Here is a 26,175-nt window from a genome sequence, read left to right on the forward strand (position 1 = left end):
CTCCCACATTTGCCTCCCAGTGGACTGGCTAGCCGCGTCTATCCAGCAGGTTCACCACCAACCGATCAATCCACCCCCACACCCGCTGCTTCACCCGCCGCCACAACGGTCGCGACTTCCACGCCTCCAGGCTCACCGCCTGGCTTTGCGCGAAATCCCGCTCGAAACTGCCCGCCACCGCCCGCGTCAATTCAGGGTCCAACGCTTCCAGGTTGGCATCCAGGTTGAAGCGCAGGTTCCAGTGGTCGAAGTTGCACGAGCCCACACTGACCCAGTCATCCACCAGCACCATCTTCAGGTGCAGGAAGCACGGCTGATATTCGAAAATCTGCACGCCCGAGCGCAGCAAGCGCGGGTAATAGCGGTGCCCGGCATAGCGCACGGACGGGTGATCGGTGCGCGGGCCGGTGAGCAGCAAACGCACCTCCACACCCCGCCCCGCCGCACGGCGCAGAGCACGACGCACACCCCAGGTCGGCAGGAAGTACGGAGTCGCCAGCCAGATGCGCGTCTTGCTGCTGTTCAAGGCCCGGATCAGCGATTGCAAAATGTCCCGGTGCTGGCGGGCATCGGCATAGGCCACACGACCCAGACCCGGTCCGGTGGCGGGCATCCTGGGCAAACGTGGCAAGCCGAAATGGGTGGCGGGTTTCCACGCACGGCGCGCGTTGTTGGCGTGCCATTGGCGGTCGAACAATGCTTGCCAGTCCTGCACCAACGGGCCGCTGATCTGCACCATCACTTCGTGCCAGTCGGCGCTGTCGTTGCCCGGCGTCCAGAATTCATCGGTCACGCCGGTGCCGCCGACAAAGGCCATGTCCTGGTCGATCAACAGCAGTTTGCGATGGTCGCGGTACAGGTTGCGCATCCAGCGGCGCCAGCGCAGGCGATTGTAGAAACGTAGCTCGACACCGGCATCGGTCAACCGCTTACGCAGCCCGAGGGTAAACGCCAGGCTGCCGTAGTCATCGAACAGGCAACGCACCTGCACGCCACGCTCGGCGGCCAGCACCAGCGCCTGCACCATGGCCTCGGCGCAGGCGCCGGCTTCCACCAGGTACAACTCCAACTCGACTTGCCGCTCGGCGCGGGCGATACCCACCAGCATCTGCGGGAAAAAACTCGGCCCGTCGATCAACAACTCGAAACGGTTGGCGCTGCGCCACGGGAACACCGCGCCACTCACGTCAGCGCGCCGTAAAGATCAGCACCGCACCCACCGGCACCGACAGACTGATCGACTTGAGCCCCGCCGCTTTACGCAGCACGGCCACCCCCGGCGCCAGGTCGAAGTCCTCGGCATGCACCACCAGCGGCTCCAGGGTGACCACTTGGAAACGCCGGTCATCCAGGCGCGTGGCCAGCAGCTCGGCGCTGTAGGTCTGGGTCTTGCCGTGCAGCGTCACGGATAACGGCAGGCGCAATTCAAGCTGCGCACCGGGCGCCAGGTCGTTGATGGGTTGCAGGTTGATTTGCGCGTTGATCAGCGCCTCGGGGAACGTCTTGATCTCGAACAGCTGATTGCGCATGCGCTCATCGCGCAGCGGGACGCCACTGTTGACCGACTCCAGCTCCACTTCCAGTTGCGCCGCGCCTTTGCTGTCGACCTTGCCGTGCAGCACCAGGAAGCGCTGCACCTCGGCAATCTCGGTGTTCTTGGTGGTGACGAAAGAGAGGCGCGAGGACTCGTTATCCAGGTACCAGTCGGCATGGGCAGGCACAGCGGCGGCGGCCAACAGAGCGAAAGCCAGGGGTTTGATCACAGAAGCGTTGAACATTGAAGACTCGTGGGGCGAAAAACCTGAACGAACCTTAACCGGATCGCGAGGGTTACGCCAATGCGCGCTGCACTTCGCGCACCGTCTCTTCCAGGCTGGCCATGTGCAGGTTCAACACCCGCTCAACCGGCGCCTGATGCATCGGCCAATGCAACGCCATGCTGCCAACCAGGCGCCCATTGGCGCGCACCGGCAAGGCCACGGCACGAATCAGAAACGGCAGGCGCACCGGGTATTCCCAATACCCCTCGGTGCGCTGGCCGAAGCCCTGATGCTGGGTTTGTTCGCAGGCCTGGTATTGCTCGTCCGCCGCCACCTGGTCGCGGCCCGCCAAACGTTGAACCTCTTCGGCCGGCAATTGGGTCAGGCAGGCCTTGCCCATAGCAGAATGAAACAGGCTGGCGTGCTGGCCGACGATCTGGCAATTGTTCGGGTAGAGTTTGCGCAACACACTGGGGATCGCGCTTTCCATGACCTCCAGGCGCTCGCCATCAAAACAGGACAAATCCACCACCAGCCCGGTGCGCTCGCTGAGTTCCAGCAGCCAGGGCGCTGCACTTTCCACCACCTGGCGTTTGAAGCGTTGCTGGGTGTCACCGAACAGGCGCTGGGCGCGCAGGCGGTAACGGCGATCGCTCAAGCCGCGATAGACCCAACCCTGCTCCTGCAACGTCAGCAACATGCGCGACACTGTGGCCTTGGGCAGGCGGGTGAGGTAATGCAACTCCTCCAGCCCCAGGGCCTGATGCTCGCCCAGCAACTCGACGATTGCCAGTGCGCGCTCGACCGAGCGTACGGTGCCTGTCTCCATGTTCGATCTCCCTGTTGCCGATGGATGATCATTGTTCACAGCAAGATACAGGCCCGGTCGCGGCTCAACCCGTCGATTCAAGGCACGTCGGCGGCCGACGCTGCACCCATTGCGTCAGCTGTTCATGAGCATAGGCCAGTTGCAGCACTGCCCGATCCGCCTGGGCCGGGCCGATGATCTGCAGGCCCATGGGCAGGCCCTGGGGGTTGAAGCCCACCGGGATGCTCATGCTCGGCAGCCCCGCCAGGGTCGGGCCTATCACCACTTCCATCCAGCGGTGATAGGTGTCCATTTCGCGCCCGCCGACGAGGCGCGGCCAGGGTTGTTGTGCCTCGAAAGGGAACACTTGGGCCGTCGGTAACAGCAGGAAATCGTAATGCTCGAACAGTTTGGCGAGGGCGCGATACCACTCACTGCGATCCACCGACGCCTGGTACACCTGCTGGGCCGTCAACCCCAGGCCGCCCTCCACCTCCCATTGTGCTTCAGGCTTGAGCAACGCACGCTTTTTGGGGTTGGCATAGGCCGCGCCGAGGTTGCCGTGCACCAGCCAGTGGCGATGCACCAACCAGCTGCGCCACAGCCGCGCCATGGAAAAGTCCGGCTGACAGCTTTCCACTGTGCACCCCAGCGCGGTGAAATCGCCAAGGGCCGATTCGCACAGGCTCAGTACACCGTCGTCCATCGGCAGATAGCCGTTGTAATCCCCCAGCCAACCCAGGCGTGCCCCCTTGAAGTCACGCTGCAAGGGTTGATCGAACACCGCCGGATCTTCCTTGGACGACAACGGCACCCGAGGGTCGTAACCCGCCTGGATGCCCAGCAACCGCGCCACGTCCGTCACGCTGCGGCCCATTGGGCCTTCGGTGCCTAGCTGTTGCACGAACACTTCAGGCATAGGCCCGTGAGGTACACGGCCTTGCGACGGACGCAAGCCAAACACATTGTTGAACGCCGCCGGGTTGCGCAGCGAGCCCATCATGTCGCTGCCATCGGCCACCGGCAGCATACGCAGCGCCAGGGCCACCGCCGCCCCGCCACTGCTGCCGCCAGCGACCAGGCCGGGGTCATAGGCATTGCCGGTGGTACCGAACAGAGTGTTGTAGGTCTGCGAGCCCAAGCCGAATTCCGGCACATTGCTCTTGCCGATGATGATCGCGCCACTGGCCCGTACCCGCGCCACGCTGATGGCGTCTTCGGTGGGCACGTGCTCGGCGAACAAGGGCGACCCCAGCGTCGTACGCAAGCCTTTGGTCGCCGCCAGGTCCTTTATCGCCTGGGGCATGCCGTGCATCCAGCCGCGGGACTTGCCTTGGTCCAACTCGCGATCACATTCGCGCGCCTCGGCCAGAACGTCATCGGCATCACGTAGCGACACCAGCGCGTTCACACCTGGGTTGAAGCGCTGGATCTGCGCCAGGTAAGCCTGCATCACTTCTTCGCACGACACCTCACGCCCATGAATCGCCCGCGACAGTTCGGTGGCATCCCAATCAACAATACTCAAGGCTTCACCTCTTTGGAAAACGGCAGCGGTTGCTTGGCCCGCGGTGCCTCATGCATGCAGTAAGTGCCCAGCAGCGTCAGCACGCAAGCGAACAAGACATAGAAGGATGGCGCGACTGGCGTGCCCAGTACTTTGGTCAGCCAAGTGACGATCAACGGCGCGAAACCGCCGAACACCATGACCGCCACGTTATAGGCGACCGACACGCCGGTCGAGCGCACTTCGATGGGAAACTGCTCAGCCAATGCCGTCGGTGCCGGCCCGAAAAAACCACCGATAGCCGTACACAGCAGCACCTGCATCACCAGCAGCCGCTCGATGGACGGTGCGGCGGCGACCCACACGTACAGCGGATAAACCATGACGAAGAATGCGAGGGTGAATGCCATCAACACCGGCCGCCGCCCCAGGCGATCCGAGAGCAGCCCGGACAGCGGAATCACCACGGTCATCAGCGCCACCGCAAACATCTGCACCATCAATACCTGGTCCAGCGGCAAACCAAGGCTTTTGTGGGCAAAGGTCGGCATGTTCACCAGCACCACATAGAACGACACCGTCGCACCACAGGCCAGGCCCATGGATACGAGGATGCTGCGTCTGTGCTCGCGTACAACCTGCATCAGGCTCGGCGCCGGGCCGGTCGCCTGTTTGCGTGCCTCGATGAACTCCTCTGGATCCTCCATGTGCCGACGAATCCACAGGCCCACCGGGCCAATCAGCAAACCGAACACGAACGGCAGGCGCCACCCCCACAGGTCGAGGGTTTGCGGCGAAAAGAAATGCGTGACCGCCGCCACCATCGCTGCGCCGCCGAACACGGCCAGGCATTGCCCTACCAATTGCCAGGAGCCATATAAGCCCTTGCGATGGGCCGGAGCGCTTTCCACCAGAAACGCTGTGGCGCTCGCGTATTCACCGCCGGTGGCGAAGCCTTGAAGCATGCGCGCCACCACGATCAACATCGGTGCCCCCATACCGATAGCGGCGTAGTTGGGCGCGAACGCAATCAATGCGATGGACACGGTCATCAGCCGGATAATCAACTGCATCGCCGCCTTGCGGCCCTTACGGTCGGAATAGATCCCCAGCAGGATGCCCCCCACAGGACGCATGAAAAAACCCACACCAAAAGTGGCCAAGGCCATCAGCAGCGAGGCGTACTCGTCATCCGAAGGAAAAAACTGACGGGCAATGATGCTCGCCAGAAAGCCGTAGACAATGAAGTCATACCATTCCAGCGCATTGCCGATGACGGCCGCCACCACTTGGCGGGTGCGGGACACACCTGGTTTTGCAGTCTGCATGAGGAACACTCCATTCAACCGATCGAGGGAAAGGGTCCAGCGGCAGAAAAAGACGGTCGTCAGGCAGGCTTGAGCCAGCTCTCGGCCAGCGCGCCCCAATAGGCGGAGCCAGTCAGCAGGATGTTGTCGTTGAAGTCATAGGCGGGGTTATGCACCATCGGCCGCGACACGCCATTGCCGATGAACAGATAGCTGCCGGGGCAGCGTTGCAGCATCCAGGCGAAGTCTTCGCTGCCCATCAGCGTGCGGGTGTTACCGTCCACCGCATCGGCGCCGAGCAAGGCGATGCCGACCTGGCGGGCAAACTCGGTTTCTTCGGCGTGATTGACCAGCACCGGATAGGCCGGGCGGTGTTCGATCTGCACGGTGCAGCCAAAGCTGGCGGCCTGGGTGTGGATGATGGCGAACACGCGTTCCAGCATTTGTTCGCGCACCTTGGGGTTGAGCGCGCGCAGGCTCAGACGCAACAGCGCCTGCTGGGGAATCACATTGGCCGCCTGGCCCGCCTGAAGGGCTCCGACCGTGACCACGGCCGCTTCCTGGGTGTCGATATTGCGCGCCACCACGGTCTGCAACGCCATGACCAGACTCGCCGCCGCCACCAGTGGGTCCACCGTCAGATGCGGCATGGAACCGTGGCCGCCGACGCCTTCGAGGGTCACGGTGAGCAAGTCCTGGGACGCCATCATCGGCCCGATTCTCAACCCCAGGTGCCCGGCCGGCAAGCCCGGCATATTGTGCATGCCGAACAGGGCGTCACAGGGAAAACGCTCCAGCAAACCATCGGCCAACATGGCTTCGGCGCCACCCTGGCCTTCTTCAGCGGGCTGGAAAATCAGGTTCAACGTACCGTCGAATTGCCGCGTGGCCGCCAGGTAGCGGGCAGCGCCGAGCAACATGGTGGTATGGCCGTCATGGCCGCAGGCGTGCATGCAACCGGCGTGCTGGCTGGTGTAGGCCGCTCCGGTATTTTCGATGATGGGCAACGCGTCCATATCAGCGCGGATGCCCAGGGTGCGTGAGCTGCTGCCATTGCGCATGACACCGACTACGCCCGTCTTGCCGATGCCGGTGTGCACCTCGTAACCCCATTCCCTCAAGGACTGCGCAACCAGGGCCGAGGTACGGTTCTCTTCAAAACCGAGTTCAGGATGGGCGTGAATGTCGTGGCGCACGGCGCGCAAGTCGCCGGCAACGTCGCTGAGCCAATCCAGTATGTGCTGGTGGGGGCGCATGGTGATTCTCCTCGCAGGCGGGTATTCCCGTTCTTGTTTGCTGCACATCGCCAGCTAACCGCGATGTGGGCGCAAGGACAATCAAAGGTGGTTCCACCCTGTGGAACCTCAGGGGGATAAGCGACAGCCTTGGCGGTCGCCAAGCCACCTCGCCGTGTGCGTCCTCCCCAGCCCACTCGCCGTCACCTCACTGCGCTCCGGGTTATCGCTGAACGCACTCGTCGGCACGTACTGCTTCACATACCCCCGGCAATACGCCGCCGGATTGTTCTCCACATACCGGCACGAACAATATTCCTTGGCCGCGTACGCCGCGATGATGTCGGGGAAGGCTTGCAGGTTGACGCGCTCGTGCCAGATCCACCCCAGCAGGGCGAGCAACAGCAGCAGGAACAGGCTGGTAAACGGCCGACGGCGGATCATGGTTGCACCGCCGCCAGCACGCGCTTGAGCAGTTCGTTATGGCGATAGCTGCCGTCGCGGTCATCGCCGTAGCGCACGATCACTAACTGTTCGTCGGGCATCACGTACAGCGCTTGGCCCCAGTGGCCGAGGGCGGCGAAGGTGTCGGCGGGGGCGTCGGGCCAGGGGCGCGGTTCGCCTTTGTTAAGCCACCAATGACCACCCGGCGCCGCTTCGTCCTGGCCGACCTTGTAGTTGTCGAACGGCTGGCGGTTGAAGGCGACCCAGTCTTTAGGCAGCAACTGCTGATCGCCCCAACGCCCGTCACGCGCCATCAGCAAGCCGACCCGCGCCAGGTCGCGGGCGGTGAGGTAGGCGTAGGACGAGGCGACGAAGGTTTCGTCGGCGTCGGTTTCCCAGGTGGCGTTGCGAATACCTAACGGCTTGAACAGCGCATCCCACGGGTAACTCATATAAGCCTTGTGGCCGAGCATGCCTTTGAGGGCGGCGGAGAGGATGTTGGTGTCGCCGCTGGAGTACCGGAACGCCCGGCCCGGCTCAGCCGCCGCGTCGGTGTCAGCGGCAAAGTCCGCCATATCGCCACGGCCTCGGGTGTAGAGCATCGCCACCACCGAGGATTTCAGCGGCGCGTATTCGTAGTCTTCCTGCCAGTCCAGGCCCGAGGCCCAGTGCAGCAAGTCAGCCATGGTCACCTTGGGGTGCTGTTTCATCGGCGGGTAAAAGCGCGCGGCGGGGTCGGTGAGTTTGAAACGGCTTTCACCGTAGGCCACGCCGAGCACCGTAGCCATCAGGCTTTTGCTGACCGACCAGGTCAGGTGCGGCGTGCTGGCGGTGGTGGGTGCGCCGTAGCGTTCATAAATGATCACGCCATCGCGGATCACCAACAGCGCGTCGGTGCGGATGCCTTTGCGGGTGGTGTCGTCACGCGCTGGGAAAGCGTAGGCATTGAGGGCGTCGACAGCCGGGCCTTCGAGCGGTGTGCCCTTGGCCCAGTCCTTGTCAGGCCAGGTGTCGGCATGGGCGGTGACGGTGACGAACAGCAGGGCAACACACAACAAGCCTCTGACCATGGACGCAGACTCAAGGGGGGCATTCGTGCCCGCGAGCCTAGCCGAGGGTGATGACAGATTTGCTACACAAGGCCTGTCATCCAAGCGTCACCATAACTTCATGGAGATGACACCGAGCCTACATAGCCTGAGTTTGGACAAACAAGTCGACCGGCCGAAAGGTGGCTGGCACTCGGAGATTCGCCATGACTCAGATCGCCCGCATCAGCGACACCGGCAATGAACGCCGTCTGCAAGCCGAACGCCTGGTTGGCGCGCAGGCGTTGCAGGAAGCACAGGCCCTGCGGTTCAACGTGTTCAGCGGCGAGTTCAACGCCAAGCTGAAAGGCGCGGAACTGGGCCTGGACATGGATGACTATGATGTTCACTGCAGCCACATCGGTGTGCGGGACTTGAACAGCGGTCGACTGGTGGCCACCACCCGTTTGTTGGACCACCAGGCCGCCAGCACCCTGGGCCGGTTCTACAGCGAAGAAGAATTCAGCCTACATGGCTTGCTCCACCTGCAGGGCCCGATCCTGGAGATCGGCCGCACCTGCGTCGACCCGGCCTACCGCAACGGCGGCACTATCGCGGTGTTGTGGGGCGAGTTGGCCGAGGTGCTCAACCAGGGTGGCTACAGCTACCTGATGGGCTGCGCGAGCATCCCGATGCACGACGGCGGGATCCAGGCCCACGCGATCATGCAGCGCCTGCGCGAACGCTACCTGTGCAACGAACACCTGCGCGCCGAACCGAAAAAACCGCTGCCCGCGCTGGACCTGCCGTCCAACGTGATCGCGGAGATGCCGCCGTTGCTCAAGGCCTACATGCGCCTGGGTGCGAAGATTTGCGGCGAGCCGTGCTGGGATGAAGATTTCCAGGTGGCCGACGTGTTCATCCTGCTCAAGCGCGATGAGCTGTGCCCGCGTTACGCGCGCCACTTCAAGGCTGCAATGTGATGAGCCGCCTGCGGGTTTACGGGCGTATTGCCCGCGTGCTGGTGGTGGTGGCGCTGGGCTTGAGCATGGCCAGTGTGTTTGGGGTGTTCGAGCGTCTGGGCATCGCCAATTCAATGGTGCGGCGCCAGCGTTGGTCGCGGTTCTTTATGGCGCGGCTGACCAACGCCCTGCCCTTTCGCGTGACGGTGCACGGCGAGTTGCCGCAAACGCCGATGCTGTGGGTGAGCAATCACGTGTCCTGGACCGATATTCCGCTGCTCGGCGCCGTGGCGCCGATGTCATTCCTGTCCAAGGCCGAAGTGCGCACCTGGCCGGTGGCAGGTTGGTTGGCGGCCAAGGCTGGCAGCTTGTTTATCCGCCGGGGCTCGGGCGACAGCCAGTTGATCCGCAAGCAGATGACCCGTCATCTGGAGCAACAGCACCCGCTGCTGATGTTCCCGGAAGGCACCACCACCGACGGGCGCAGCCTGCGTACGTTCCACGGGCGCTTGCTGGCCAGTGCGATCGATGCGGATGTGTCGCTGCAACCGGTGGCGATCCGTTATCTGCGTGATGGGCAAGTGGACCCGCTGGCACCGTTTATTGGCGATGATGATTTGCTCTCGCACCTGATGCGCTTGTTTGCCAATGACCAGGGTGACGTGGAAATCCATGTGCTCACGCCGATTGCCTGTGCCGGACAGGAACGCGCGGCGCTGGCGTATCAGGCGCAGCAGGCGGTGCAGAAGGCGTTGTTCGGGCCGGTGCCGGAAGCCGAGCAAGTGGATGCTCGACCAGCATTTGCTGCCTGAACTCAAGTGAACACCGTTCAAATGTGGGAGGGGGCTTGCCCCCGATTGGGGTGTGTCAGTCACTGCATGCTTTGACTGAACCATTGCTATCGGGGGCAAGCCCCCTCCCACATTCAGCTTTACCTTGTCAGCTGGATCTGTGCGAATGCTTGCAGATCGGGGTAGAACCGTCGGAAATCTTCACTCAGCGGCTCGTACAACTCTCGCAACTCGTGCATGGCATACCCCAGTTCCTCGGGTTGCGTCAGCCGCCGCGAGATTCCCCGCAACACCTGCTCCATCACCGCAAATTCACGGTACGAACCCAGCCAATCATCCGCCGCCATATACGGTGCAATCTGCGCCAGCCGCCCCGGCAATTGCGGTTCGGCCGCCAGGACGCGGTACACCTGCGAGGTGAAGCGCTCCAGCGGCTGGTCGGCGTACAGCGCCCAATCCCGCGCCAGGCAGTGGTCGAAAAACACATCGAGGACGATCCCGGCATAGCGCCTGCGGGTCAGGCTGAAGCGCGACAACGCCTCACCTACCAGCGGATGGCTGTCAGTGAAGCGATCGATTGAACGATGCAACTGGATCGCCGCTTCGATTTGCGGGCTGAACTGGCCCTGCAGGCGGCCTTTGACGAAGTCGCCATACAGGCTGCCCAGCAGTTGCTCAGGAAGTTGGCCGCCCAGGTGCAGATGTGCGAGATAATTCATGGCGCGCAGTCTATCACTGCCGCCAACGTATCGTTATAACCCGATATACCGAATGAGCCTAGGCTCAGACCAAAATCATATTGGTATATCGGGATAGACCGATTTAAAGTTCGCCTCATCGCGATATAACGCTGTACGAAACCGAGCACCTGCCATGTCCATCGACCTCGACGAAATAATAAAAGCCCTGGCACACCCAGTACGACGAGACATCCTCACCTGGCTGAAAGATCCGACCGTGCAATTCCCCGAGCAACTGCACAACCACGAATACGGCATCTGCGCCGGGCAGATCGACCAGCGCTGCGGCTTGTCCCAGTCGACCGTGTCGGCCCACTTGGCCACCCTGCAACGCGCCGGGTTGATCAGCAGCCAGAAGGCCGGCCAGTGGCACTTTTTCAAACGCAACGAGGACACCATCCAAGCCTTCCTCGCGGCGCTCACCACCGAACTCAGCGCGCACGACAGCGCAGCGCTGTAACAAGGAACCACGAATGCCCCTCTCGCTACTCATACTGGCCCTCAGCGCCTTCGCCATCGGCACCACCGAGTTCGTCATCATGGGCTTGCTGCCCGATGTGGCGGCGGACTTGGGGGTGTCGATTCCCGGCGCCGGCTGGCTGGTCACCGGCTACGCCCTGGGCGTGGCGATCGGTGCGCCGTTCATGGCACTGGCCACTGCCAGGCTGCCACGCAAGGCGGCCCTGGTAGCGTTGATGGGGATCTTCATTGTCGGCAACCTTTTGTGCGCCCTGGCCAGTGACTACAACGTGCTGATGTTTGCCCGTGTGGTCACCGCGCTGTGCCACGGTGCGTTCTTTGGGATCGGTTCAGTGGTGGCGGCCAACCTGGTGCCGGCCAACAAGCGTGCTTCGGCCGTGGCCCTGATGTTCACCGGCCTGACCCTGGCCAACGTGCTCGGCGTACCGCTGGGCACCGCACTGGGCCAGGCAGCTGGCTGGCGCTCGACGTTCTGGGCGGTGACGGTGATTGGGGTAGTGGCGCTGATCGGCCTGATCCGCTTTCTGCCGGCCAAGCGTGATGAAGAAAAACTCGACATGCGCGCCGAACTGGCCGCCCTCAAGGGCGCCGGCATCTGGCTGTCGCTGAGTATGACCGCGCTGTTCGCCGCGTCCATGTTCACCCTCTTTACCTACGTCGCGCCGCTGCTCGGCGATGTCACCGGCGTGTCGCCCAAGGGCGTGACCTGGACCCTGCTGCTGATCGGCCTGGGCCTCACCGTGGGCAACATCATCGGCGGCAAGCTGGCGGACAAGCGCCTGGCCGCGACCCTGGTTGGCGTGTTCATCAGCATGGCGGTGGTCTCCACGGCGCTGAGCTGGACCAGCATCGCGGTGATCCCGACGGAAATCACCCTGTTCCTCTGGGCCACCGCCTCGTTTGCCGCCGTGCCGGCGTTGCAGATCAACGTGGTGACCTTCGGCAAGGCTGCACCGAACCTGGTGTCCACCCTGAACATCGGCGCCTTCAACATCGGCAACGCCCTGGGTGCCTGGGTCGGCGGCAGTGTGATCGCCCACGGTTTCGGCCTGACCAGCGTGCCCTTGGCCGCAGCGGCCCTGGCGATTCTCGCGCTGCTGGTGACGCTGATTACTTTCCGTCAGGGCGGCGATGCCGACCTGGCCCTCGCTACCCACTGATCAACCACTTAATAGAGAAAGGTGTTATCCCATGACGACTATTTTCGATCCGATCAAACTGGGCGACCTGGAACTGTCGAACCGCATCATCATGGCGCCGCTGACCCGCTGCCGTGCCGATGAAGGTCGCGTGCCCAACGCGCTGATGGCCGAGTACTACGTGCAACGCGCTTCCGCCGGGCTCATCCTCAGCGAAGCCACTTCCGTGACGCCGATGGGCGTGGGCTATCCGGACACCCCGGGCATCTGGTCCAACGACCAGGTGCGCGGCTGGGCCAACGTCACCAAGGCCGTGCACGGCGCGGGGGGCAAGATCTTCCTGCAACTGTGGCACGTGGGCCGTATTTCCCATGAGTTGTACCTGAACGGCGAAGCCCCGGTGGCCCCGAGCGCGATCCAGCCTAAAGGCCACGTCAGCCTGGTGCGTCCACTGGCGGACTACCCGACCCCACGTGCCCTGGAAACGGCGGAGATCGCCGATATCATCGACGCCTACCGCACCGGTGCCGAGAACGCCAAGGCCGCCGGCTTCGACGGCGTGGAAATCCACGGCGCCAACGGCTACCTGCTCGACCAGTTCCTGCAAAGCAGCACCAACAAACGCACCGACCAGTACGGCGGCTCGCTGGAAAACCGTGCACGCCTGCTGCTGGAAGTCACCGACGCCGCCATCGAAGTCTGGGGCGCCGGCCGCGTGGGCGTGCACCTGGCACCGCGCGCCGACTCCCATGACATGGGCGATGACAATCTGGCGGAAACCTTTACCTACGTCGCCAGTGAACTGGGCAAGCGTGGCATCGCCTTCATCTGTTCCCGTGAGAAAGAAGGTGCGGACAGCCTTGGCCCACAATTGAAGAAAGCCTTCGGCGGCACCTACATCGCCAACGAGCGCTTCACCAAGGACAGCGCCAATGCATGGCTGGCCGAAGGCAAGGCGGATGCGGTGGCCTTCGGTGTGCCATTCATTGCCAACCCGGACCTGCCGGCGCGCTTGAAAGCCGATGCGCCGCTGAACGAAGCGCATCCGGAAACCTTTTACGGCAAAGGCCCGGTCGGCTATATCGACTACCCGACCCTGGCGCTGTAATCGTTATTCCGAAGTAGTACGACTACCCAATGTGAGAGGGGGCTTGCCCCCGATAGCGGCGTGTCAGCCAATGAATCGGGTGACTGACACTGTGCTATCGGGGGCAAGCCCCCTCCCACATTTTGATTTGTAGCGTCCTGTAGGAAACATTCCTTCACAGCCCTGCAACAAAATCGCTACAAAATACTTAGGCGGCTACCTATCAACCGCCCGCCAGCCCGTATATAAAGTCACCCCACTAATCAGGCGTAAGGACGATTGACGGTCCTTGGGCTTTACTGTTGACACAACCTGATGCAATTACGCATTTTGTGTCAATTGCGCAGGCTTGGGCTCCAGCGCAGCATGTCCAGCCCGGCGTCCACCCAACGTTCGGCTTCCTGATGCAGTTGGAAGCTGTCGGGTACCAGTAGCCACTGGCCGATCAGCCCGTTGATGTAGGCGTGGATGCACACCGCGCCACGGGTGGTGTCGAGGTTTTCCGGAAGTTGCCCGCGATGGACCGCGTTACGCAATGTCAGGCCGATGCGCAGGTTGCATTCCAGGCTGTGGGTCTGGCGCTGGCGGCGCATGTCGCACATTTCATCGGTGAATTCGCACTTATGGAACAAGATCTCGTTGATGCGCCGGGTTTTCGGGTCCAGGGCCACTTGATGGAACAAATGAATCAACAACTTGCGCATACAGCCCAGCGGGTCGAGTTCATCCTCGCTTTCACTGGCCCTGGCCAACTCGTCCAGTGGCTCATGCAGCGTGTCGAGCAGCGCCTGCAGCAAATCGGATTTATTGCTGAAATGCCAGTAGATAGCACCCCGCGTCACACCGGCCAGCGCGGCGATATCCGCCAGCGTGGTCCGCGCAACGCCGCGCTCATAGAAGGCTTGCTCGGCGGCTTGGAGAATCTGGCTGCGCGTTTCCTGAGCTTCCTCTTTGGTGCGACGAACCATGGCAGTAAAACCTCAATCAGGACACTGTGGGTGGTGGTTGACCACCGTCTGAATACTTGTGGGACGACACCGTCATGGGCGCCGAACGTACTAAAATCGAGGCTTTGGGCATTGCTTTGTCAACATTCCGCGAAGCCTGTCAAGAGTTTACAAACAACCATGAACGTAAGTATATTGCGTAGCAAGCTACTTATCCACTCACAGCTTGTTTTTTACCCTTCCACACTTCTTGTGCGCACCCTGCGCGCCTGACCCGAGGATCTTCATGCAACTTAAGCCAGCTGTTACCGCTCTGGTCACTGCCGTCGCCCTGGCATCGCTGCTCAGCGGATGTAAAAAGGAAGAAGCGGCTCCGCCCGCCCAAACCCCTCAGGTCGGCGTGGTCACCATTCAACCGCAAGCCTATACCCTGACGACCGAGCTGCCAGGCCGCACCACCGCCTACCGCATTGCGGAAGTTCGCCCACAGGTCAACGGCATCATTCTCAAGCGCCTGTTCAAGGAAGGCGGCGACGTGAAGGAAGGGCAACAGCTCTACCAGATCGACCCGTCGGTGTATGACGCCACCCTGAAAAGCGCACAAGCCAGCCTGACCCAGACCAAGTCCATCTCCGACCGCTACAAGCAGTTGGTCGATGAGCAGGCAGTCAGCCGTCAGGAATACGACACTGCCGTCGCCAACCGCATGACCGCGGAAGCAAACGTTCAAACCGCCCAGATCAACGTGCGCTACACCAAAGTGTTCGCGCCGATCTCCGGGCGTATCGGCCGTTCTTCGGTCACCGAAGGCGCACTGGTCAGCAACGGCCAGGCCGATGCCATGGCCGTCATCCAGCAACTGGACCCGATCTACGTCGACGTCACGCAGTCTTCGGCCGAAATGCTGAAACTGCGCCGCGACCTGGAAAGCGGCCAGCTGGAAAAAGCCGGCGCCAACGCGGCCAAGGTCAAGCTGACCCTGGAAGACGGCACTGCCTATGGCCAGGACGGCAAGCTGGAGTTCTCCGAAGTATCGGTCGACCAGACCACCGGCTCCGTGACCCTGCGCGCCGTGTTCCCCAACCCTGACCACACCTTGCTGCCGGGCATGTTCGTGCACGCCCAGTTGCAAGCCGGCGTGAACAGCAAGGCCATCCTGGCACCGCAACAAGGCGTGACCCGTGATATCAAAGGTATCCCGACCGCCATGGTGGTGAACAAGGACAACAAGGTCGAGCAGCGTCAACTGGTGGCAAACCGCACTGCCGGCGCCTACTGGCTGGTGGAAAAAGGCCTGGACGCCGGTGACCGCGTGATCACCGAAGGCCTGCAATTCATCAAGCCGGGCATCGAAGTCAAGGTCAAGGACGCCGACAACGCCAAGCCTGCCGGTTCTGCTCCCGCTCCTGCCGCCGCTGCTGGCCAGGGGGAGTAACCCATGTCGAAATTTTTTATCGACCGTCCCATTTTCGCCTGGGTAATTGCCCTGGTGATCATGCTGGTCGGGGCATTGTCGATCCTGAAGTTGCCCATCAACCAATACCCGGCCATCGCGCCAACCGCCATCGACATCCAGGTGACCTACCCAGGCGCGTCCGCACAAACCGTGCAGGACACCGTGGTGCAGGTCATCGAGCAGCAGCTCAACGGTATCGACAACCTGCGTTATGTCGCCTCGGACAGTAACTCCGACGGCAGCATGACCATCACCGCGACGTTCAACCAGGGTACCAACCCGGACATCGCCCAGGTTCAGGTGCAGAACAAGCTGAACCTGGCGACCCCACTGCTGCCGCAAGAAGTGCAGCAGCAGGGTATCCGCGTGACCAAATCGGTGAAGAACTTCCTGATGGTGATCGGTCTGGTGTCGGAAGACGGCAGCATGACCAAGGACGACCTGTCCAACTACATCGTGTCCAATATCCAGGACCCGATCTCGCGGACGTCAGGTGTAGGTGACTTCCAGGTGTTCGGTTCGCAGTACGCCATGCGTATCTGGCTCGACCCGGCCAAGCTGAACAACTACCAGTTGACCCCGGTCGACGTCAGCACTGCCATTGCGGCACAGAACGTCCAGGTGGCCACCGGCCAATTGGGCGGCCTGCCTGCCCTGCCCGGCACCCAGCTGAATGCAACCATCATCGGCAAGACCCGCCTGCAGACCGCCGAAGAGTTCGGCAAGATCCTGATGAAGGTCAATACCGACGGCTCGCAGGTTCGCCTGCGTGACATCGCACGGATCGAACTGGGCGGCCAGAACTACAGCATCAGTGCACAGTTCAACGGCAAGCCGGCGTCGGGTATGGCGATCAAGCTCGCGTCGGGCGCCAACGCCCTGGACACCGCCAAGGCCATCCGTGCCACCGTGGCGTCCCTGGAACCGTTCTTCCCGCCAGGCATGAAGGCTGTGGTGCCGTATGACACCACGCCGGTGGTGACCGAATCGATCTCCGGTGTAGTCCACACCCTGGTCGAAGCGATCGTGCTGGTGTTCCTGGTGATGTTCCTGTTCCTGCAGAACTTCCGCGCCACCATCATCACCACCATGACCGTACCGGTGGTATTGCTGGGTACCTTCGGGATCCTGGCCGCGTTCGGCTTCACCATCAACACCCTGACCATGTTCGGCATGATCCTGGCCATCGGCTTGCTGGTGGACGATGCCATCGTGGTGGTGGAAAACGTCGAGCGGGTAATGGCCGAGGAACACCTGTCGCCCAAAGAGGCGACGGTCAAGTCCATGGGCCAGATCCAGGGCGCACTGGTCGGTATTGCCCTGGTGCTGTCGGCGGTACTGTTGCCAATGGCATTCTTCGGCGGCTCCACCGGTGTGATCTACAAACAGTTCTCCATCACCATCGTTTCGGCCATGGCGTTGTCGGTACTGGTTGCCCTGATCTTCACCCCGGCCTTGTGCGCCACCATGCTCAAGCCGATCGACCCTGAGAAACACGGCCAACCCAAGCGTGGTTTCTTCGGCTGGTTCAACCGCACCTTCGACCGTGGCGTACTGAGCTACGAGCGCGGCGTGGGCAATATGATCAAGCACAAGTTTCCTGCATTCTTCGTGTACCTGATCATCTTCGCCGGCATGATCTGGCTGTTCACCCGCATTCCGAGCGCGTTCCTGCCGGAAGAAGACCAGGGCGTAATCTTTGCCCAGGTGCAGACCCCGGTCGGATCTTCAGCCGAACGTACGCAGAAAGTCATCGACGACATGCGTGCCTTCCTGCTCAACGACAAGGAAGGCGAGCCAGGCGAAGGCAAGGCGGTGAAATCGGTATTTACCGTTAACGGCTTCAACTTCGCCGGTCGTGGCCAGAGTTCGGGCCTGGCGTTCGTGATGCTCAAGCCGTGGGATGAACGTGATGCATCCACCTCGGTATTCGAAGTGGCCAAGCGTGCCCAGGGTTACTTCTTCGGTGCCTTCAAGGACGCCATGGTGTTCGCCATCGTGCCGCCTTCGGTACTGGAACTGGGTAACGCCACCGGTTTCGACGTGTTCCTGCAAGACCAGGGCGGCGTTGGCCACCAGAAGCTGATGGACGCACGCAACCAGTTCCTCGGGGCTGCCGCGCAAAGCAAGATCCTCGCGGGTGTGCGCCCCAACGGCGTGAACGATGAGCCGCAGTACGAGCTCACCGTCGACGACGAGAAGGCCAGTGCCCAGGGTATTTCGCTGTCGAGCATCAACCAGACCCTGGCGATCGCCCTGGGTGGCAGCTACGTCAACGACTTCATCGACCGTGGTCGGGTGAAGAAGGTGTACGTGCAAGGTGAAGCCGCTGGCCGGATGTCCCCAGAAGACCTGGACAAATGGTACGTGCGCAGCGACTCCGGGAAGATGGTGCCAATGTCGGCCATTTCCTCAGGCAAGTGGATCTACGGTTCGCCCAAGCTCTCGCGTTACAACGGTGTAGCGGCGATGGAAATCCTCGGCACCCCGGCTCCGGGCTACAGTACCGGTGACGCCATGGCCGAAGTCGAACGTATCGCCAAGCAACTGCCGGCGGGTATCGGCTACGCGTGGACCGGCCTGTCGTACGAAGAACGCCTGTCCGGCTCCCAGGCGCCTGCGCTGTACGCCCTGTCGCTGCTGGTGGTGTTCCTGTGCCTCGCGGCCCTGTACGAAAGCTGGTCGATCCCGATTGCGGTGGTGCTGGTAGTGCCGCTGGGTGTGGTGGGTGCGTTGATCGCCACCAGCATGCGCGGGTTGTCCAACGACGTGTTCTTCCAGGTGGGCCTGTTGGTGACGGTGGGCCTGGCAGCGAAAAACGCCATCCTGATCGTGGAGTTCGCCAAAGAACTTCACGAACAAGGCAAGGGCATTGTCGAGTCGGCCATCGAGGCCTCGCGGATGCGTCTGCGCCCGATCATCATGACCTCCATGGCGTTCATCCTCGGCGTACTGCCGCTGGCGATCTCCTCGGGTGCAGGTTCGGGCAGCCAGCACGCAATCGGTACCGGTGTAATCGGCGGTATGATCACGGCCACTGTGCTGGCGATCTTCTGGGTGCCCCTGTTCTTCGCAACTGTATCCGCCGCCGGCGAACGTAAAAAGACTGACACAACTGAAACCCCTAAAGAGGCTGGCCAATGAGCAAGTCGCTACTTTCCCTAGCCGTCACCGCATTCGTGCTTAGTGGCTGCTCGCTGATACCTGACTATCAGCGCCCCGAAGCGCCGGTGGCCGCACAGTTCCCGCAGGGGCCGGCGTATTCGTCGGCCCAGGCGCCGAGCCAGGCCGCTGTCGAGCAGGGCTGGAAGCAGTTTTTCCATGACCCTGCCCTGCAACAGCTGATCCAGACCGCGCTGGTCAACAACCGTGACCTGCGTGTAGCGGCCCTGAACATCGACGCCTATGCCGCGCAGTACCAGATCCAGCGCGCCGACCTGTTCCCGGCCGTGTCGGCCACGGGCAGCGGCAGCCGCTCGCGTACTCCGGCCCGCTTGTCGCAGACCGGCGAATCGACCATCAGCAGCCAATACTCGGCCGGTCTCGGGATCAGCTCGTATGAGCTGGACCTGTTCGGTCGCGTACGCAGCCTGAGCGAAGAAGCCCTGCAAAAGTACTTCGCCACCGAAGAAGCGCGGCGCAGTACCCAGATCAGCCTGGTGGCCAGCGTGGCCAATGCCTACCTGACCTGGCAGGCCGACAAGGAACTGCTCAAGCTGACCCAGGACACCCTGGACGCGTACGAGCAAAGCTTCAAGCTCACCTCGCGCAGCAACGAAGTCGGTGTGGCCTCGGCCCTCGACCTGAGCCAATCGCGTACCTCGGTGGAAAACGCCCGGGTCGCCCTGGCGCGTTATACCCGCCAGGTGGCCCAGGACGAAAACAGCCTGACCCTGCTGCTGGGCACCGGCCTGCCGGCGAATATCGCCAGCAAGCCGCTGTCGGACAACCTGCTCAGCGAAGTGCCGGCCGGCTTGCCATCGGACCTGCTGCAACGTCGTCCCGACATCATGCAAGCCGAGTACAACCTCAAGGCCGCCAACGCCAACATCGGTGCGGCCCGCGCAGCGTTCTTCCCGAGCATCAGCCTGACCGCCAGCGCCGGTACCGCGAGCCCTAACCTGGGCGGCCTGTTCAAAGGCGGTTCGGGCACCTGGTCGTTCGCCCCGCAGATCAACATCCCGATCTTCAACGCCGGTAGCCTGCGCGCCAGCCTGGACTACTCGAAGATCCAGAAAGAGATCAACGTGGCCAACTACGAGAAGGCGATCCAGACCGGCTTCCAGGAAGTCTCCGACGGCCTTGCCGCACGTGAGACCTACAAGCAGCAACTGGACGCCCAGCGTGGCTTCGTCGCGGCCAACCAGGATTACTACCGCCTGGCCGAGCGTCGCTACCGCATCGGTGTCGACAGCAACCTGACGTTCCTCGATGCCCAGCGCCAACTGTTCAGTGCCCAGCAATCGCTGATCACCGACCGCCTGGCGCAGCTCACCAGCGAGGTCAACCTGTACAAGGCCCTCGGCGGTGGCTGGAACGAGCAGACCGCGAAGAATGAGCCGTTGAAAGAAGAAGCACCGGCGCTGAAGTTGTTCTGATAGCGCCCGCGTCAACAAAGCCCACCTTTTGGTGGGCTTTTTGTTTTTCTTCACTGGCCAACTTGCGTTCGATCATCGCCCACAACCGGCTCTCCCCCACTTTCATCGCCCCCGCACCGCCCTGCACCATGGCCGCCACCTGCATAAACCCAATAACAACAGGTCCTTACGCCATGAGCACTTTCCACCCGCGCCGGCTCTTGCTGGCAACCGCTGTCGCCAGTCTTGCCCTGCCCGCCCTCGCCGAGGAACACGGCTTTCTGGAAGACGCCAGCGCCAACCTCAACCTGCGCAATTTCTTCTTCAACCGCAATTTCACCAACCCGACCAAGACCCAGAGCGGTGCGCAGGAGTGGACGCAGAGTTTCATCCTCGACGCCAAGTCCGGCTTTACCCAGGGCACGGTGGGCTTCGGCGTGGATGTGCTGGGGCTGTACTCGTTGAAGCTCGATGGCGGGCGCGGCACCGGGGGCACCCAGTTGCTGCCGTTGGATCACGACGGCCGCCCGGCGGATGAGTTCGGGCGTCTGGGCGTGGCGTTCAAGGCGCGTATTTCCAAGACCGAAGTGAAGGTTGGCGAATGGATGCCGGTGCTGCCGATCCTGCGTTCGGACGATGGCCGCTCCTTGCCGCAAACCCTGCGCGGCGGGCAGATCACCTCCAAGGAGATCGACGGCCTGACCCTCTACGGTGGCCAGTTCCGCGCCAACAGCCCGCGTGACGACAGCAGCATGAGCGACATGTCGATGTTCGGCAAAGCCGCGTTCACCTCGGACCGCTTCAACTTCCAGGGCGGCGAATACCTGTTCAACGACAAACACACCCAGATCGGCCTGTGGAATGCCCAGCTCAAGGACATCTACAGCCAGCAGTTCGTCAACCTGACCCACAGCCAGCCGTTGGGCGACTGGACCCTGGGCGCCAACCTGGGCTTTTTCTATGGCAAGGACGATGGCAGCGCCCGCGCCGGCGAGCTGGATAACAAGACCTGGTCTGGCCTGTTCTCTGCCAAATACGGCGGCAACACCTTCTACGTCGGCCTGCAAAAACTCACCGGCAACAGCGCCTGGATGCGCGTCAACGGCACCAGCGGCGGCACCCTGGCCAACGACAGCTACAACAGCAGCTACGACAATGCCCAGGAGAAGTCCTGGCAAGTGCGCCACGACTACAACTTCGCCGCCCTCGGCGTGCCCGGCCTGACCCTGATGAACCGCTATATCAGCGGCAGCAACGTCCACACCGGCACCATCACTGACGGCAAGGAATGGGGCCGCGAAAGCGAATTGGGCTACACCGTGCAGAGCGGCAGCCTGAAGAACCTGACCGTGCGCTGGCGCAATTCCAGCATGCGTCGCGACTACAGCAACAACGAGTTCGACGAGAACCGGTTGATCGTCAGTTACCCGATCAGCCTGCTGTAAAGCCGCATAACATTTACCCTGGGAACGATTTGAAGCGTCCGGTCGACTTCACGAGACAGGGCCAATGCCTGGCTCTCCCACAGGGATCTCACATGGACGCTTCAAATCGTATTGCATGCGCCACGGTCTTCAGCAACAGCCGCTATACACCCGACACTCCTCCTCAACTGGCGTTCACGCCCGACAATCCGGTTCAAGCGCATCGGCATCCGTTTCTGGATGATGGAAATTTGAAGGCCGGCGGGCAATCAGTCTGGGAGTACGACTTTGACAACAGCCTCAGCAACAGCCTGATCCTTGAAACCGGCGACAAAGCGGACCAGGTCCACATCAGCCAGACCCTGCCAGGCCAGTTGGACGTGAAGGTCAATGGCCATACCGTGCTGCATGGCGGCGCTGATAATGACCGCTTGATTGGCAACGACCGCAGTACGTTCTATACCGGCAGCGGTCGTGATGCAGTGGTTGGCAATCGCCCCGGCGACCTGATCTACGCTCAACCCGGCGATACGATCCGGCACCTCAACGGCTCGAGATTAACCACCGTCACGCCTGACCACGCGTCGCTTGAAGGGTTTGTCATAAAAGGTTCGGCCGACTTCATCCAACGGGTCGAAGACGATCTGGCCTTGCTGCGCAGTTCCCCTCAGGGCAAACAGATACTTGCCGAAATGAACGCGATAGCCCGGCGCACCGGTGACAGTGGTGGAGGACCTGCTCGACACAGGAAGCGGCTACACCTATGGCAGCCAGGAACTCAAAGCCTTGTTGCAATACGAACGCCCACCGGTGGTCGGCGGCGACCCCAAGTGGGGTTTCATGGTCGACGGCGTGCCGGGGTCGCGGGCTGACCGGGCTGAAATCTCCTATAACTGCTCAGCCCTGGAAGTACTGGCCGGCGTGACATACTCACCTATCACCGTTCTCTATCACGAAATGGTCCACGCCTATGACGCCGGTAACGGCACTGCGCTGGCAGGCACGACTGTGGAGATGTTCAAGGGTGAATCATTCGATGTCCCCAACAGCGAACGTCAAGCCGTAGGGTTGCCGACCACGCCCGAGTTTCCCCCCAATCCCAAACCCTTCACTGAAAATGCCTTGAACAAAGAAATGGGCAAGCTGCTGCGTACCTAATACGTCGGTTGAGCCTGAACCGCGCTCGTTGGTCAGGCGGTAACCTCACACCAACCATCTTGCTGTATCGTGCGCGCCTGCCGCTGCTGATCCACCCAACAGCGGCCTCCTATTCGAGCCCGCGCCCACCATGAAACCCTTCGCCATCGCCTCCGCCGTGCTTGCCCTGGCCCTGAGCCTCAGCGGCTGTATTGGCGCGCCCATTGCCCTGACACCGCAGACCGAGCAGCGCCTGCAAGGCCAGGCGCCGATCCGTTTTCTGCTGACCTTCGACGACGGTCCCAGCGCGTCGGGCTACAACAATCCGAGCCGCTCAGTGGTGGCTGACCTGGCGCAAAACCCGGTGCTGCCGGGGATCAAGGCGGTGTTCTTCCTGCAAACCGAAGCCTCGCGCTCCGGTGGCAGTTCACGGGGCCGCAAGACCATGCAGCGCGAGTATGCGGCGGGCCACATCCTGGCCTTCCACACCGCCACGGCGTTTCACACCAACCATCGCTGGCTGAATGACGCCGAACTGGAACGCACCCTCACCCAGGGTGCCGCTGACATTGCGGCGATCACCGGCAACCCGCCGGTACTGGTCCGCCCGCCGTTCTGGAATTACGACCGCCGCACCTTCGCCGCCTACCAGCGTCACGGCATGCAGGTGCTGCTCACGGATTTGAGTGCCAATGACGGCAAGATCTGGGGCTTCAACGGCAGCCCACGGCGCCGGGCCAATTTGTATCGGCAACTGTCGGTGGTGCGCGAACACATTGCGTTGGGCGAGTTGCCGACGGTGGATGGGGTGATCCCTGTGGTGGTGACCTTCCACGACATCAATCGCTACACCGCACGGCATATGCAGGAGTACTTGCAGATCCTGCTGGACAGTGCACGGATCAACGGCATGAAGACCGCCGCTGAACCGTTCTACACCGATACGGCAGCTCTGCAGCGTGCGGCACTGGCGCGCACGGTGAAGGACGTGAATGAGCCGGTGCATCTGCCGGGCGTGTGGAATTGGGTATGGGATGCCGACTCCCACTGACGCCTATTCGCGCAATTCAACCCCCAACTCATCCCACACCGATTCAGCCAGGTGAAACGTCGCATTCGCCGCCGGAATCCCGCAGTAGATCGCGCTCTGCATCAGCACTTCCTTGATCTCGGCACGGGTCACGCCATTGCTGGCGCCGAAGTGGAGGTGTCTAACCGACCTGCCTGCAATTGGATTGGGGATTCTGACTCTCGCTAAACTGAAAATGGAACTATTACGTAAAAAAAACCAATCAGGAGGTACCTCACGTTTTTAATTTAATGGTCAACCGATGATTAAAAATTACCCACCCCTGCCCTCACCCGCTGAAAAATATAAATTAGCAGAGTCTACTAAAAATTCTGACACACCTATATTTATCAGCGGAGAACGCAACAGCTCAAGTGCGCATACTGAGCGACCAGGAACACCTCGCCCCACCACAGACCAAGAACCTTTATATACAACCATCATTCAACCAACCCTTGTGTATCAAGATGAAAATATAAAAGTCACTAGGGAAGAAACCATAAAATCAATAAAAAACTCCCCCTCTAAGGACGCTGAGCTAACGTCCGACAACCTTATTATAGAAACCGGCAACAAAGCCGACTCTATTCGCGTGCGCAAAGGCAAAGATGAAACCCTCGACATCGTAGTTAACGAAAAGCGCTACACTATACAGCCTAACCGTTACACGATAGGTGACGCTAATCAAAAAATAACTATTCGAACTCACGGAGGAAACGACACCATCAAAGTCGACAAAGATGTATCAAATGAAATCATTATAGAAAGCGGAGACGGTGATGACGACATCACTGCACGCGGGGCCCGCTCCCGCATCTTTGGCGGAGGGGGTAATGACACAATAAGACTTGGTTCCGGAACTTATTATGTTGAAGGCAATGACGGCAACGATACCATACGTGCGGGCCGGGGCATAAGTTATATATACGGCAATAAGGGTAACGACCGTATATTCGGAGGCAAGGCGCAAATGGTCTACATGGATGGAGGCCCTGGAGATGACAAACTTTATGGTAGTGAACGTGGACACACCGTGATGAACGGAGGCTTAGGTGACGACCTATTACAAGGTAAATCTTTGACTACCTTCTATGCAGGTGCAGGCAATGACAAAATAGAGTCAAACAATCGCTTTGATTCTATCTACGCGAAGCCAAGCGACTCAGTACAAAAACACCCAGACAATATTGTCAACTCTATTAACTATATGCACGTCGGAGCCACAGGAATTAAAGTTGAAGGCTCGCCTGAATTTAAGCAGCGCGTCCAAGATGACTTGGAAATGATGAGATCCTCGCGTACAGGTCAAAAAATGCTGCAATTTCTAGATTCGAAAGCAGCAGCGAATGGTGTGCCACTAAAAATATTCGAAGTTGAATCCTGGGACAATAGCTCTTACTACGGGTACAACCCAAACAAGATGAAACTCACAGAAGAAGGCAGAGAATCCGAATACGCAGAAACATCAGATTTTGGTTTTATTCAAAATGGAAAAAGTGGCACACCCGACAGGGGAGGCGAAGTAGGCTACAATCGCTCCTATATCGAATTCAAGCTCAACCGTGTCATTGGACCTCACAACTTCCTATATCATGAACTGTCGCATGCCTGGACCGGTATGAATGGTACAAGGCAACCCGGCTACAACTCCGGCGAACAGAACGTCGAACTTCAAGCCGTCGGCCTACCCACCAACAAACCCGACTTTGATCACGATAACGATCCAAAAACACCGCTCACTAATACCAACCCGGACCCCTTCAATGAAAATGCTTTTCGTAAAGAGATGGGGGAGCCAAAGCGGGAAAGTTACGTATACACTAGCGATTACATTAGCGATGAATAAATCCAACCGGATATCGCGTTTGTCTCAGGTCCCAAGCTTACGCTTGGGACTCAACCCCCAGCTCATCCCACACCGATTCAGCCAAGTGAAACGTCGCATTCGCCGCCGGAATCCCGCAGTAGATCGCGCTCTGCATCAGCACTTCCTTGATCTCGGCACGGGTCACGCCGTTGCTGGCGGCGGCACGCAGGTGCAGCTTGAGTTCTTCGCTGCGGTTCATGCCGATCAGCATGGCGATGGTGATCAGGCTGCGGGTGTGCCGCGGCAGTCCCGGACGAGTCCAGATGTCACCCCAGGCATGGCGGGTGATCATCTCCTGGAATTCGCTGTTGAACTCGGTCAGGGCATTGAGACTGCGGTCGACATGGGCATCGCCCAGCACTTCGCGGCGCACTTGCAGGCCTTCGGCGTAACGTTGTTTCTCGTTCACA

The 26,175-nt window shown here is 61.0% G+C and carries 24 protein-coding genes and 1 pseudogene; 13 read left to right on the forward strand and 12 right to left on the reverse strand.

Annotation, left to right across the window (positions count from 1 at the left end):
• Positions 1-28: 28 nt before the first annotated feature.
• The 8 genes from NL123_RS23360 to NL123_RS23395 all read right to left on the reverse strand — a co-directional run bounded on the left by NL123_RS23360 (position 29) and on the right by NL123_RS23395 (position 8,131).
• A complete protein-coding gene (locus NL123_RS23360) occupies positions 29-1,186 on the reverse strand; it encodes a phospholipase D-like domain-containing protein (RefSeq protein WP_494356457.1) in 1,158 nt (385 codons plus the stop codon).
• 1 nt (position 1,187) lies between these two features.
• Complete coding sequence (locus NL123_RS23365) at positions 1,188-1,778, reverse strand: YceI family protein (RefSeq protein ID WP_494356458.1); 591 nt, start codon at positions 1,776-1,778, stop codon at positions 1,188-1,190.
• Between the two features lie 52 nt (positions 1,779-1,830).
• On the reverse strand, positions 1,831-2,589 hold the full coding sequence (locus NL123_RS23370) for an IclR family transcriptional regulator (RefSeq protein ID WP_071496842.1): 759 nt from the start codon (positions 2,587-2,589) through the stop codon (positions 1,831-1,833).
• Between the two features lie 64 nt (positions 2,590-2,653).
• Entirely contained in the window at positions 2,654-4,096 is a 1,443-nt protein-coding gene (locus tag NL123_RS23375; protein ID WP_494356459.1) for an amidase, read from the reverse strand.
• The gene (locus tag NL123_RS23380; RefSeq protein WP_494356460.1) at positions 4,093-5,403 is read right to left on the reverse strand and encodes a citrate-proton symporter; all 1,311 of its coding nucleotides are present in this window, start codon (positions 5,401-5,403) and stop codon (positions 4,093-4,095) included. The genes NL123_RS23375 and NL123_RS23380 overlap by 4 nt, the downstream gene beginning before the upstream one ends.
• Before the next feature lie 59 nt (positions 5,404-5,462).
• Positions 5,463-6,638: a M20 aminoacylase family protein gene (locus NL123_RS23385; RefSeq protein ID WP_494356461.1), complete on the reverse strand. Its 1,176-nt coding sequence runs from the start codon at positions 6,636-6,638 to the stop codon at positions 5,463-5,465.
• Between the two features lie 108 nt (positions 6,639-6,746).
• Positions 6,747-7,061, reverse strand: a complete 315-nt coding sequence (locus NL123_RS23390; protein ID WP_494356462.1) for an amidase — start codon at positions 7,059-7,061, stop codon at positions 6,747-6,749.
• A complete protein-coding gene (locus NL123_RS23395; RefSeq protein ID WP_494356463.1) occupies positions 7,058-8,131 on the reverse strand; it encodes a serine hydrolase domain-containing protein in 1,074 nt (357 codons plus the stop codon). Before NL123_RS23395 ends, NL123_RS23390 begins: the two co-directional genes overlap by 4 nt.
• A gap of 185 nt (positions 8,132-8,316) precedes the next feature.
• On the opposite strand from NL123_RS23395, the gene olsB reads away from it, so the two are divergent.
• Positions 8,317-9,072, forward strand: a complete 756-nt coding sequence (gene olsB / locus NL123_RS23400) for an L-ornithine N(alpha)-acyltransferase (RefSeq protein WP_003172415.1) — start codon at positions 8,317-8,319, stop codon at positions 9,070-9,072.
• Positions 9,072-9,863 carry a lysophospholipid acyltransferase family protein gene (locus tag NL123_RS23405; protein WP_494356464.1) on the forward strand — a complete coding sequence of 264 codons (792 nt, stop codon included), beginning with the start codon at positions 9,072-9,074 and terminating at the stop codon, positions 9,861-9,863. Before olsB ends, NL123_RS23405 begins: the two co-directional genes overlap by 1 nt.
• 119 nt (positions 9,864-9,982) lie before the next feature.
• Here the strand turns inward: NL123_RS23405 and NL123_RS23410 are convergent, their stop codons facing one another.
• Complete coding sequence (locus NL123_RS23410) at positions 9,983-10,561, reverse strand: acyl carrier protein phosphodiesterase (RefSeq protein WP_248486760.1); 579 nt, start codon at positions 10,559-10,561, stop codon at positions 9,983-9,985.
• A 154-nt stretch (positions 10,562-10,715) separates the two neighbouring features.
• Between NL123_RS23410 and NL123_RS23415 the strand changes: the two genes are divergently transcribed.
• From NL123_RS23415 to NL123_RS23425, 3 genes are read left to right on the forward strand one after another with little or no spacing between them, the layout of a single operon-like run.
• Entirely contained in the window at positions 10,716-11,042 is a 327-nt protein-coding gene (locus NL123_RS23415; protein WP_248486759.1) for an ArsR/SmtB family transcription factor, read from the forward strand.
• A gap of 13 nt (positions 11,043-11,055) precedes the next feature.
• Entirely contained in the window at positions 11,056-12,222 is a 1,167-nt protein-coding gene (locus tag NL123_RS23420) for an MFS transporter (RefSeq protein WP_248486758.1), read from the forward strand.
• 31 nt (positions 12,223-12,253) lie between these two features.
• On the forward strand, positions 12,254-13,309 hold the full coding sequence (locus tag NL123_RS23425; RefSeq protein WP_248486757.1) for an alkene reductase: 1,056 nt from the start codon (positions 12,254-12,256) through the stop codon (positions 13,307-13,309).
• A gap of 314 nt (positions 13,310-13,623) precedes the next feature.
• Here NL123_RS23425 and NL123_RS23430 read toward each other — a convergent pair whose 3' ends face one another.
• On the reverse strand, positions 13,624-14,256 hold the full coding sequence (locus NL123_RS23430; protein ID WP_010212311.1) for a TetR family transcriptional regulator: 633 nt from the start codon (positions 14,254-14,256) through the stop codon (positions 13,624-13,626).
• Between the two features lie 265 nt (positions 14,257-14,521).
• Between NL123_RS23430 and NL123_RS23435 the strand changes: the two genes are divergently transcribed.
• From NL123_RS23435 to NL123_RS23465, 7 genes are all read left to right on the forward strand, one after another.
• On the forward strand, positions 14,522-15,670 hold the full coding sequence (locus NL123_RS23435) for an efflux RND transporter periplasmic adaptor subunit (RefSeq protein ID WP_058425202.1): 1,149 nt from the start codon (positions 14,522-14,524) through the stop codon (positions 15,668-15,670).
• A gap of 3 nt (positions 15,671-15,673) precedes the next feature.
• Positions 15,674-18,835, forward strand: a complete 3,162-nt coding sequence (locus NL123_RS23440) for an efflux RND transporter permease subunit (RefSeq protein ID WP_248486756.1) — start codon at positions 15,674-15,676, stop codon at positions 18,833-18,835.
• Positions 18,832-20,289 (forward strand): AdeC/AdeK/OprM family multidrug efflux complex outer membrane factor, encoded by a 1,458-nt coding sequence (gene adeC, locus NL123_RS23445; protein ID WP_248486755.1) that lies wholly within the window; start codon positions 18,832-18,834, stop codon positions 20,287-20,289. The genes NL123_RS23440 and adeC overlap by 4 nt, the downstream gene beginning before the upstream one ends.
• A 173-nt stretch (positions 20,290-20,462) precedes the next feature.
• A complete protein-coding gene (locus tag NL123_RS23450) occupies positions 20,463-21,713 on the forward strand; it encodes an OprD family porin (protein WP_494356465.1) in 1,251 nt (416 codons plus the stop codon).
• A 92-nt stretch (positions 21,714-21,805) separates the two neighbouring features.
• Positions 21,806-22,564: a M91 family zinc metallopeptidase gene (locus NL123_RS23455; RefSeq protein WP_494356466.1), complete on the forward strand. Its 759-nt coding sequence runs from the start codon at positions 21,806-21,808 to the stop codon at positions 22,562-22,564.
• A complete protein-coding gene (locus NL123_RS23460; RefSeq protein ID WP_494356467.1) occupies positions 22,533-22,850 on the forward strand; it encodes a M91 family zinc metallopeptidase in 318 nt (105 codons plus the stop codon). Before NL123_RS23455 ends, NL123_RS23460 begins: the two co-directional genes overlap by 32 nt.
• A gap of 130 nt (positions 22,851-22,980) precedes the next feature.
• Complete coding sequence (locus NL123_RS23465) at positions 22,981-23,880, forward strand: polysaccharide deacetylase family protein (protein ID WP_248486747.1); 900 nt, start codon at positions 22,981-22,983, stop codon at positions 23,878-23,880.
• Positions 23,881-23,883: 3 nt separating this feature from the next.
• Here the strand turns inward: NL123_RS23465 and NL123_RS23470 are convergent.
• Positions 23,884-24,021 (reverse strand): annotated as a pseudogene (locus tag NL123_RS23470) (carboxymuconolactone decarboxylase family protein); the annotation flags it as partial.
• A gap of 139 nt (positions 24,022-24,160) precedes the next feature.
• Between NL123_RS23470 and NL123_RS23475 the strand changes: the two are divergent.
• A complete protein-coding gene (locus NL123_RS23475; RefSeq protein ID WP_494356468.1) occupies positions 24,161-25,744 on the forward strand; it encodes a M91 family zinc metallopeptidase in 1,584 nt (527 codons plus the stop codon).
• 37 nt (positions 25,745-25,781) lie between these two features.
• Here NL123_RS23475 and pcaC read toward each other — a convergent pair whose 3' ends face one another.
• A complete protein-coding gene (gene pcaC / locus NL123_RS23480) occupies positions 25,782-26,174 on the reverse strand; it encodes a 4-carboxymuconolactone decarboxylase (protein ID WP_248486743.1) in 393 nt (130 codons plus the stop codon).
• Between the last annotated feature and the right edge of the window lies 1 nt (position 26,175).

The organism is Pseudomonas sp. FBCC-B1565 (assembly GCF_059133265.1).

Excerpts from the sequence above, each read along its gene's own strand:
- NL123_RS23380 (WP_494356460.1), bottom strand. The coding sequence starts at position 5,403 with ATGCAGACTGCAAAACCAGGTGTGTCCCGCACCCGCCAAGTGGTGGCG.
- NL123_RS23425 (WP_248486757.1), top strand. The coding sequence starts at position 12,254 with ATGACGACTATTTTCGATCCGATCAAACTGGGCGACCTGGAACTGTCG.
- NL123_RS23385 (WP_494356461.1), bottom strand. The coding sequence starts at position 6,638 with ATGCGCCCCCACCAGCACATACTGGATTGGCTCAGCGACGTTGCCGGC.
- adeC (WP_248486755.1), top strand. The coding sequence starts at position 18,832 with ATGAGCAAGTCGCTACTTTCCCTAGCCGTCACCGCATTCGTGCTTAGT.
- NL123_RS23430 (WP_010212311.1), bottom strand. The coding sequence starts at position 14,256 with ATGGTTCGTCGCACCAAAGAGGAAGCTCAGGAAACGCGCAGCCAGATT.
- NL123_RS23475 (WP_494356468.1), top strand. The coding sequence starts at position 24,161 with ATGATTAAAAATTACCCACCCCTGCCCTCACCCGCTGAAAAATATAAA.
- NL123_RS23455 (WP_494356466.1), top strand. The coding sequence starts at position 21,806 with ATGGACGCTTCAAATCGTATTGCATGCGCCACGGTCTTCAGCAACAGC.
- olsB (WP_003172415.1), top strand. The coding sequence starts at position 8,317 with ATGACTCAGATCGCCCGCATCAGCGACACCGGCAATGAACGCCGTCTG.
- NL123_RS23415 (WP_248486759.1), top strand. The coding sequence starts at position 10,716 with ATGTCCATCGACCTCGACGAAATAATAAAAGCCCTGGCACACCCAGTA.
- NL123_RS23390 (WP_494356462.1), bottom strand. The coding sequence starts at position 7,061 with ATGATCCGCCGTCGGCCGTTTACCAGCCTGTTCCTGCTGCTGTTGCTC.
- NL123_RS23365 (WP_494356458.1), bottom strand. The coding sequence starts at position 1,778 with ATGTTCAACGCTTCTGTGATCAAACCCCTGGCTTTCGCTCTGTTGGCC.
- NL123_RS23440 (WP_248486756.1), top strand. The coding sequence starts at position 15,674 with ATGTCGAAATTTTTTATCGACCGTCCCATTTTCGCCTGGGTAATTGCC.
- NL123_RS23410 (WP_248486760.1), bottom strand. The coding sequence starts at position 10,561 with ATGAATTATCTCGCACATCTGCACCTGGGCGGCCAACTTCCTGAGCAA.
- NL123_RS23435 (WP_058425202.1), top strand. The coding sequence starts at position 14,522 with ATGCAACTTAAGCCAGCTGTTACCGCTCTGGTCACTGCCGTCGCCCTG.
- NL123_RS23370 (WP_071496842.1), bottom strand. The coding sequence starts at position 2,589 with ATGGAGACAGGCACCGTACGCTCGGTCGAGCGCGCACTGGCAATCGTC.
- NL123_RS23450 (WP_494356465.1), top strand. The coding sequence starts at position 20,463 with ATGAGCACTTTCCACCCGCGCCGGCTCTTGCTGGCAACCGCTGTCGCC.
- NL123_RS23460 (WP_494356467.1), top strand. The coding sequence starts at position 22,533 with ATGGTCGACGGCGTGCCGGGGTCGCGGGCTGACCGGGCTGAAATCTCC.
- NL123_RS23420 (WP_248486758.1), top strand. The coding sequence starts at position 11,056 with ATGCCCCTCTCGCTACTCATACTGGCCCTCAGCGCCTTCGCCATCGGC.
- NL123_RS23465 (WP_248486747.1), top strand. The coding sequence starts at position 22,981 with ATGAAACCCTTCGCCATCGCCTCCGCCGTGCTTGCCCTGGCCCTGAGC.
- NL123_RS23395 (WP_494356463.1), bottom strand. The coding sequence starts at position 8,131 with ATGGTCAGAGGCTTGTTGTGTGTTGCCCTGCTGTTCGTCACCGTCACC.
- NL123_RS23405 (WP_494356464.1), top strand. The coding sequence starts at position 9,072 with ATGAGCCGCCTGCGGGTTTACGGGCGTATTGCCCGCGTGCTGGTGGTG.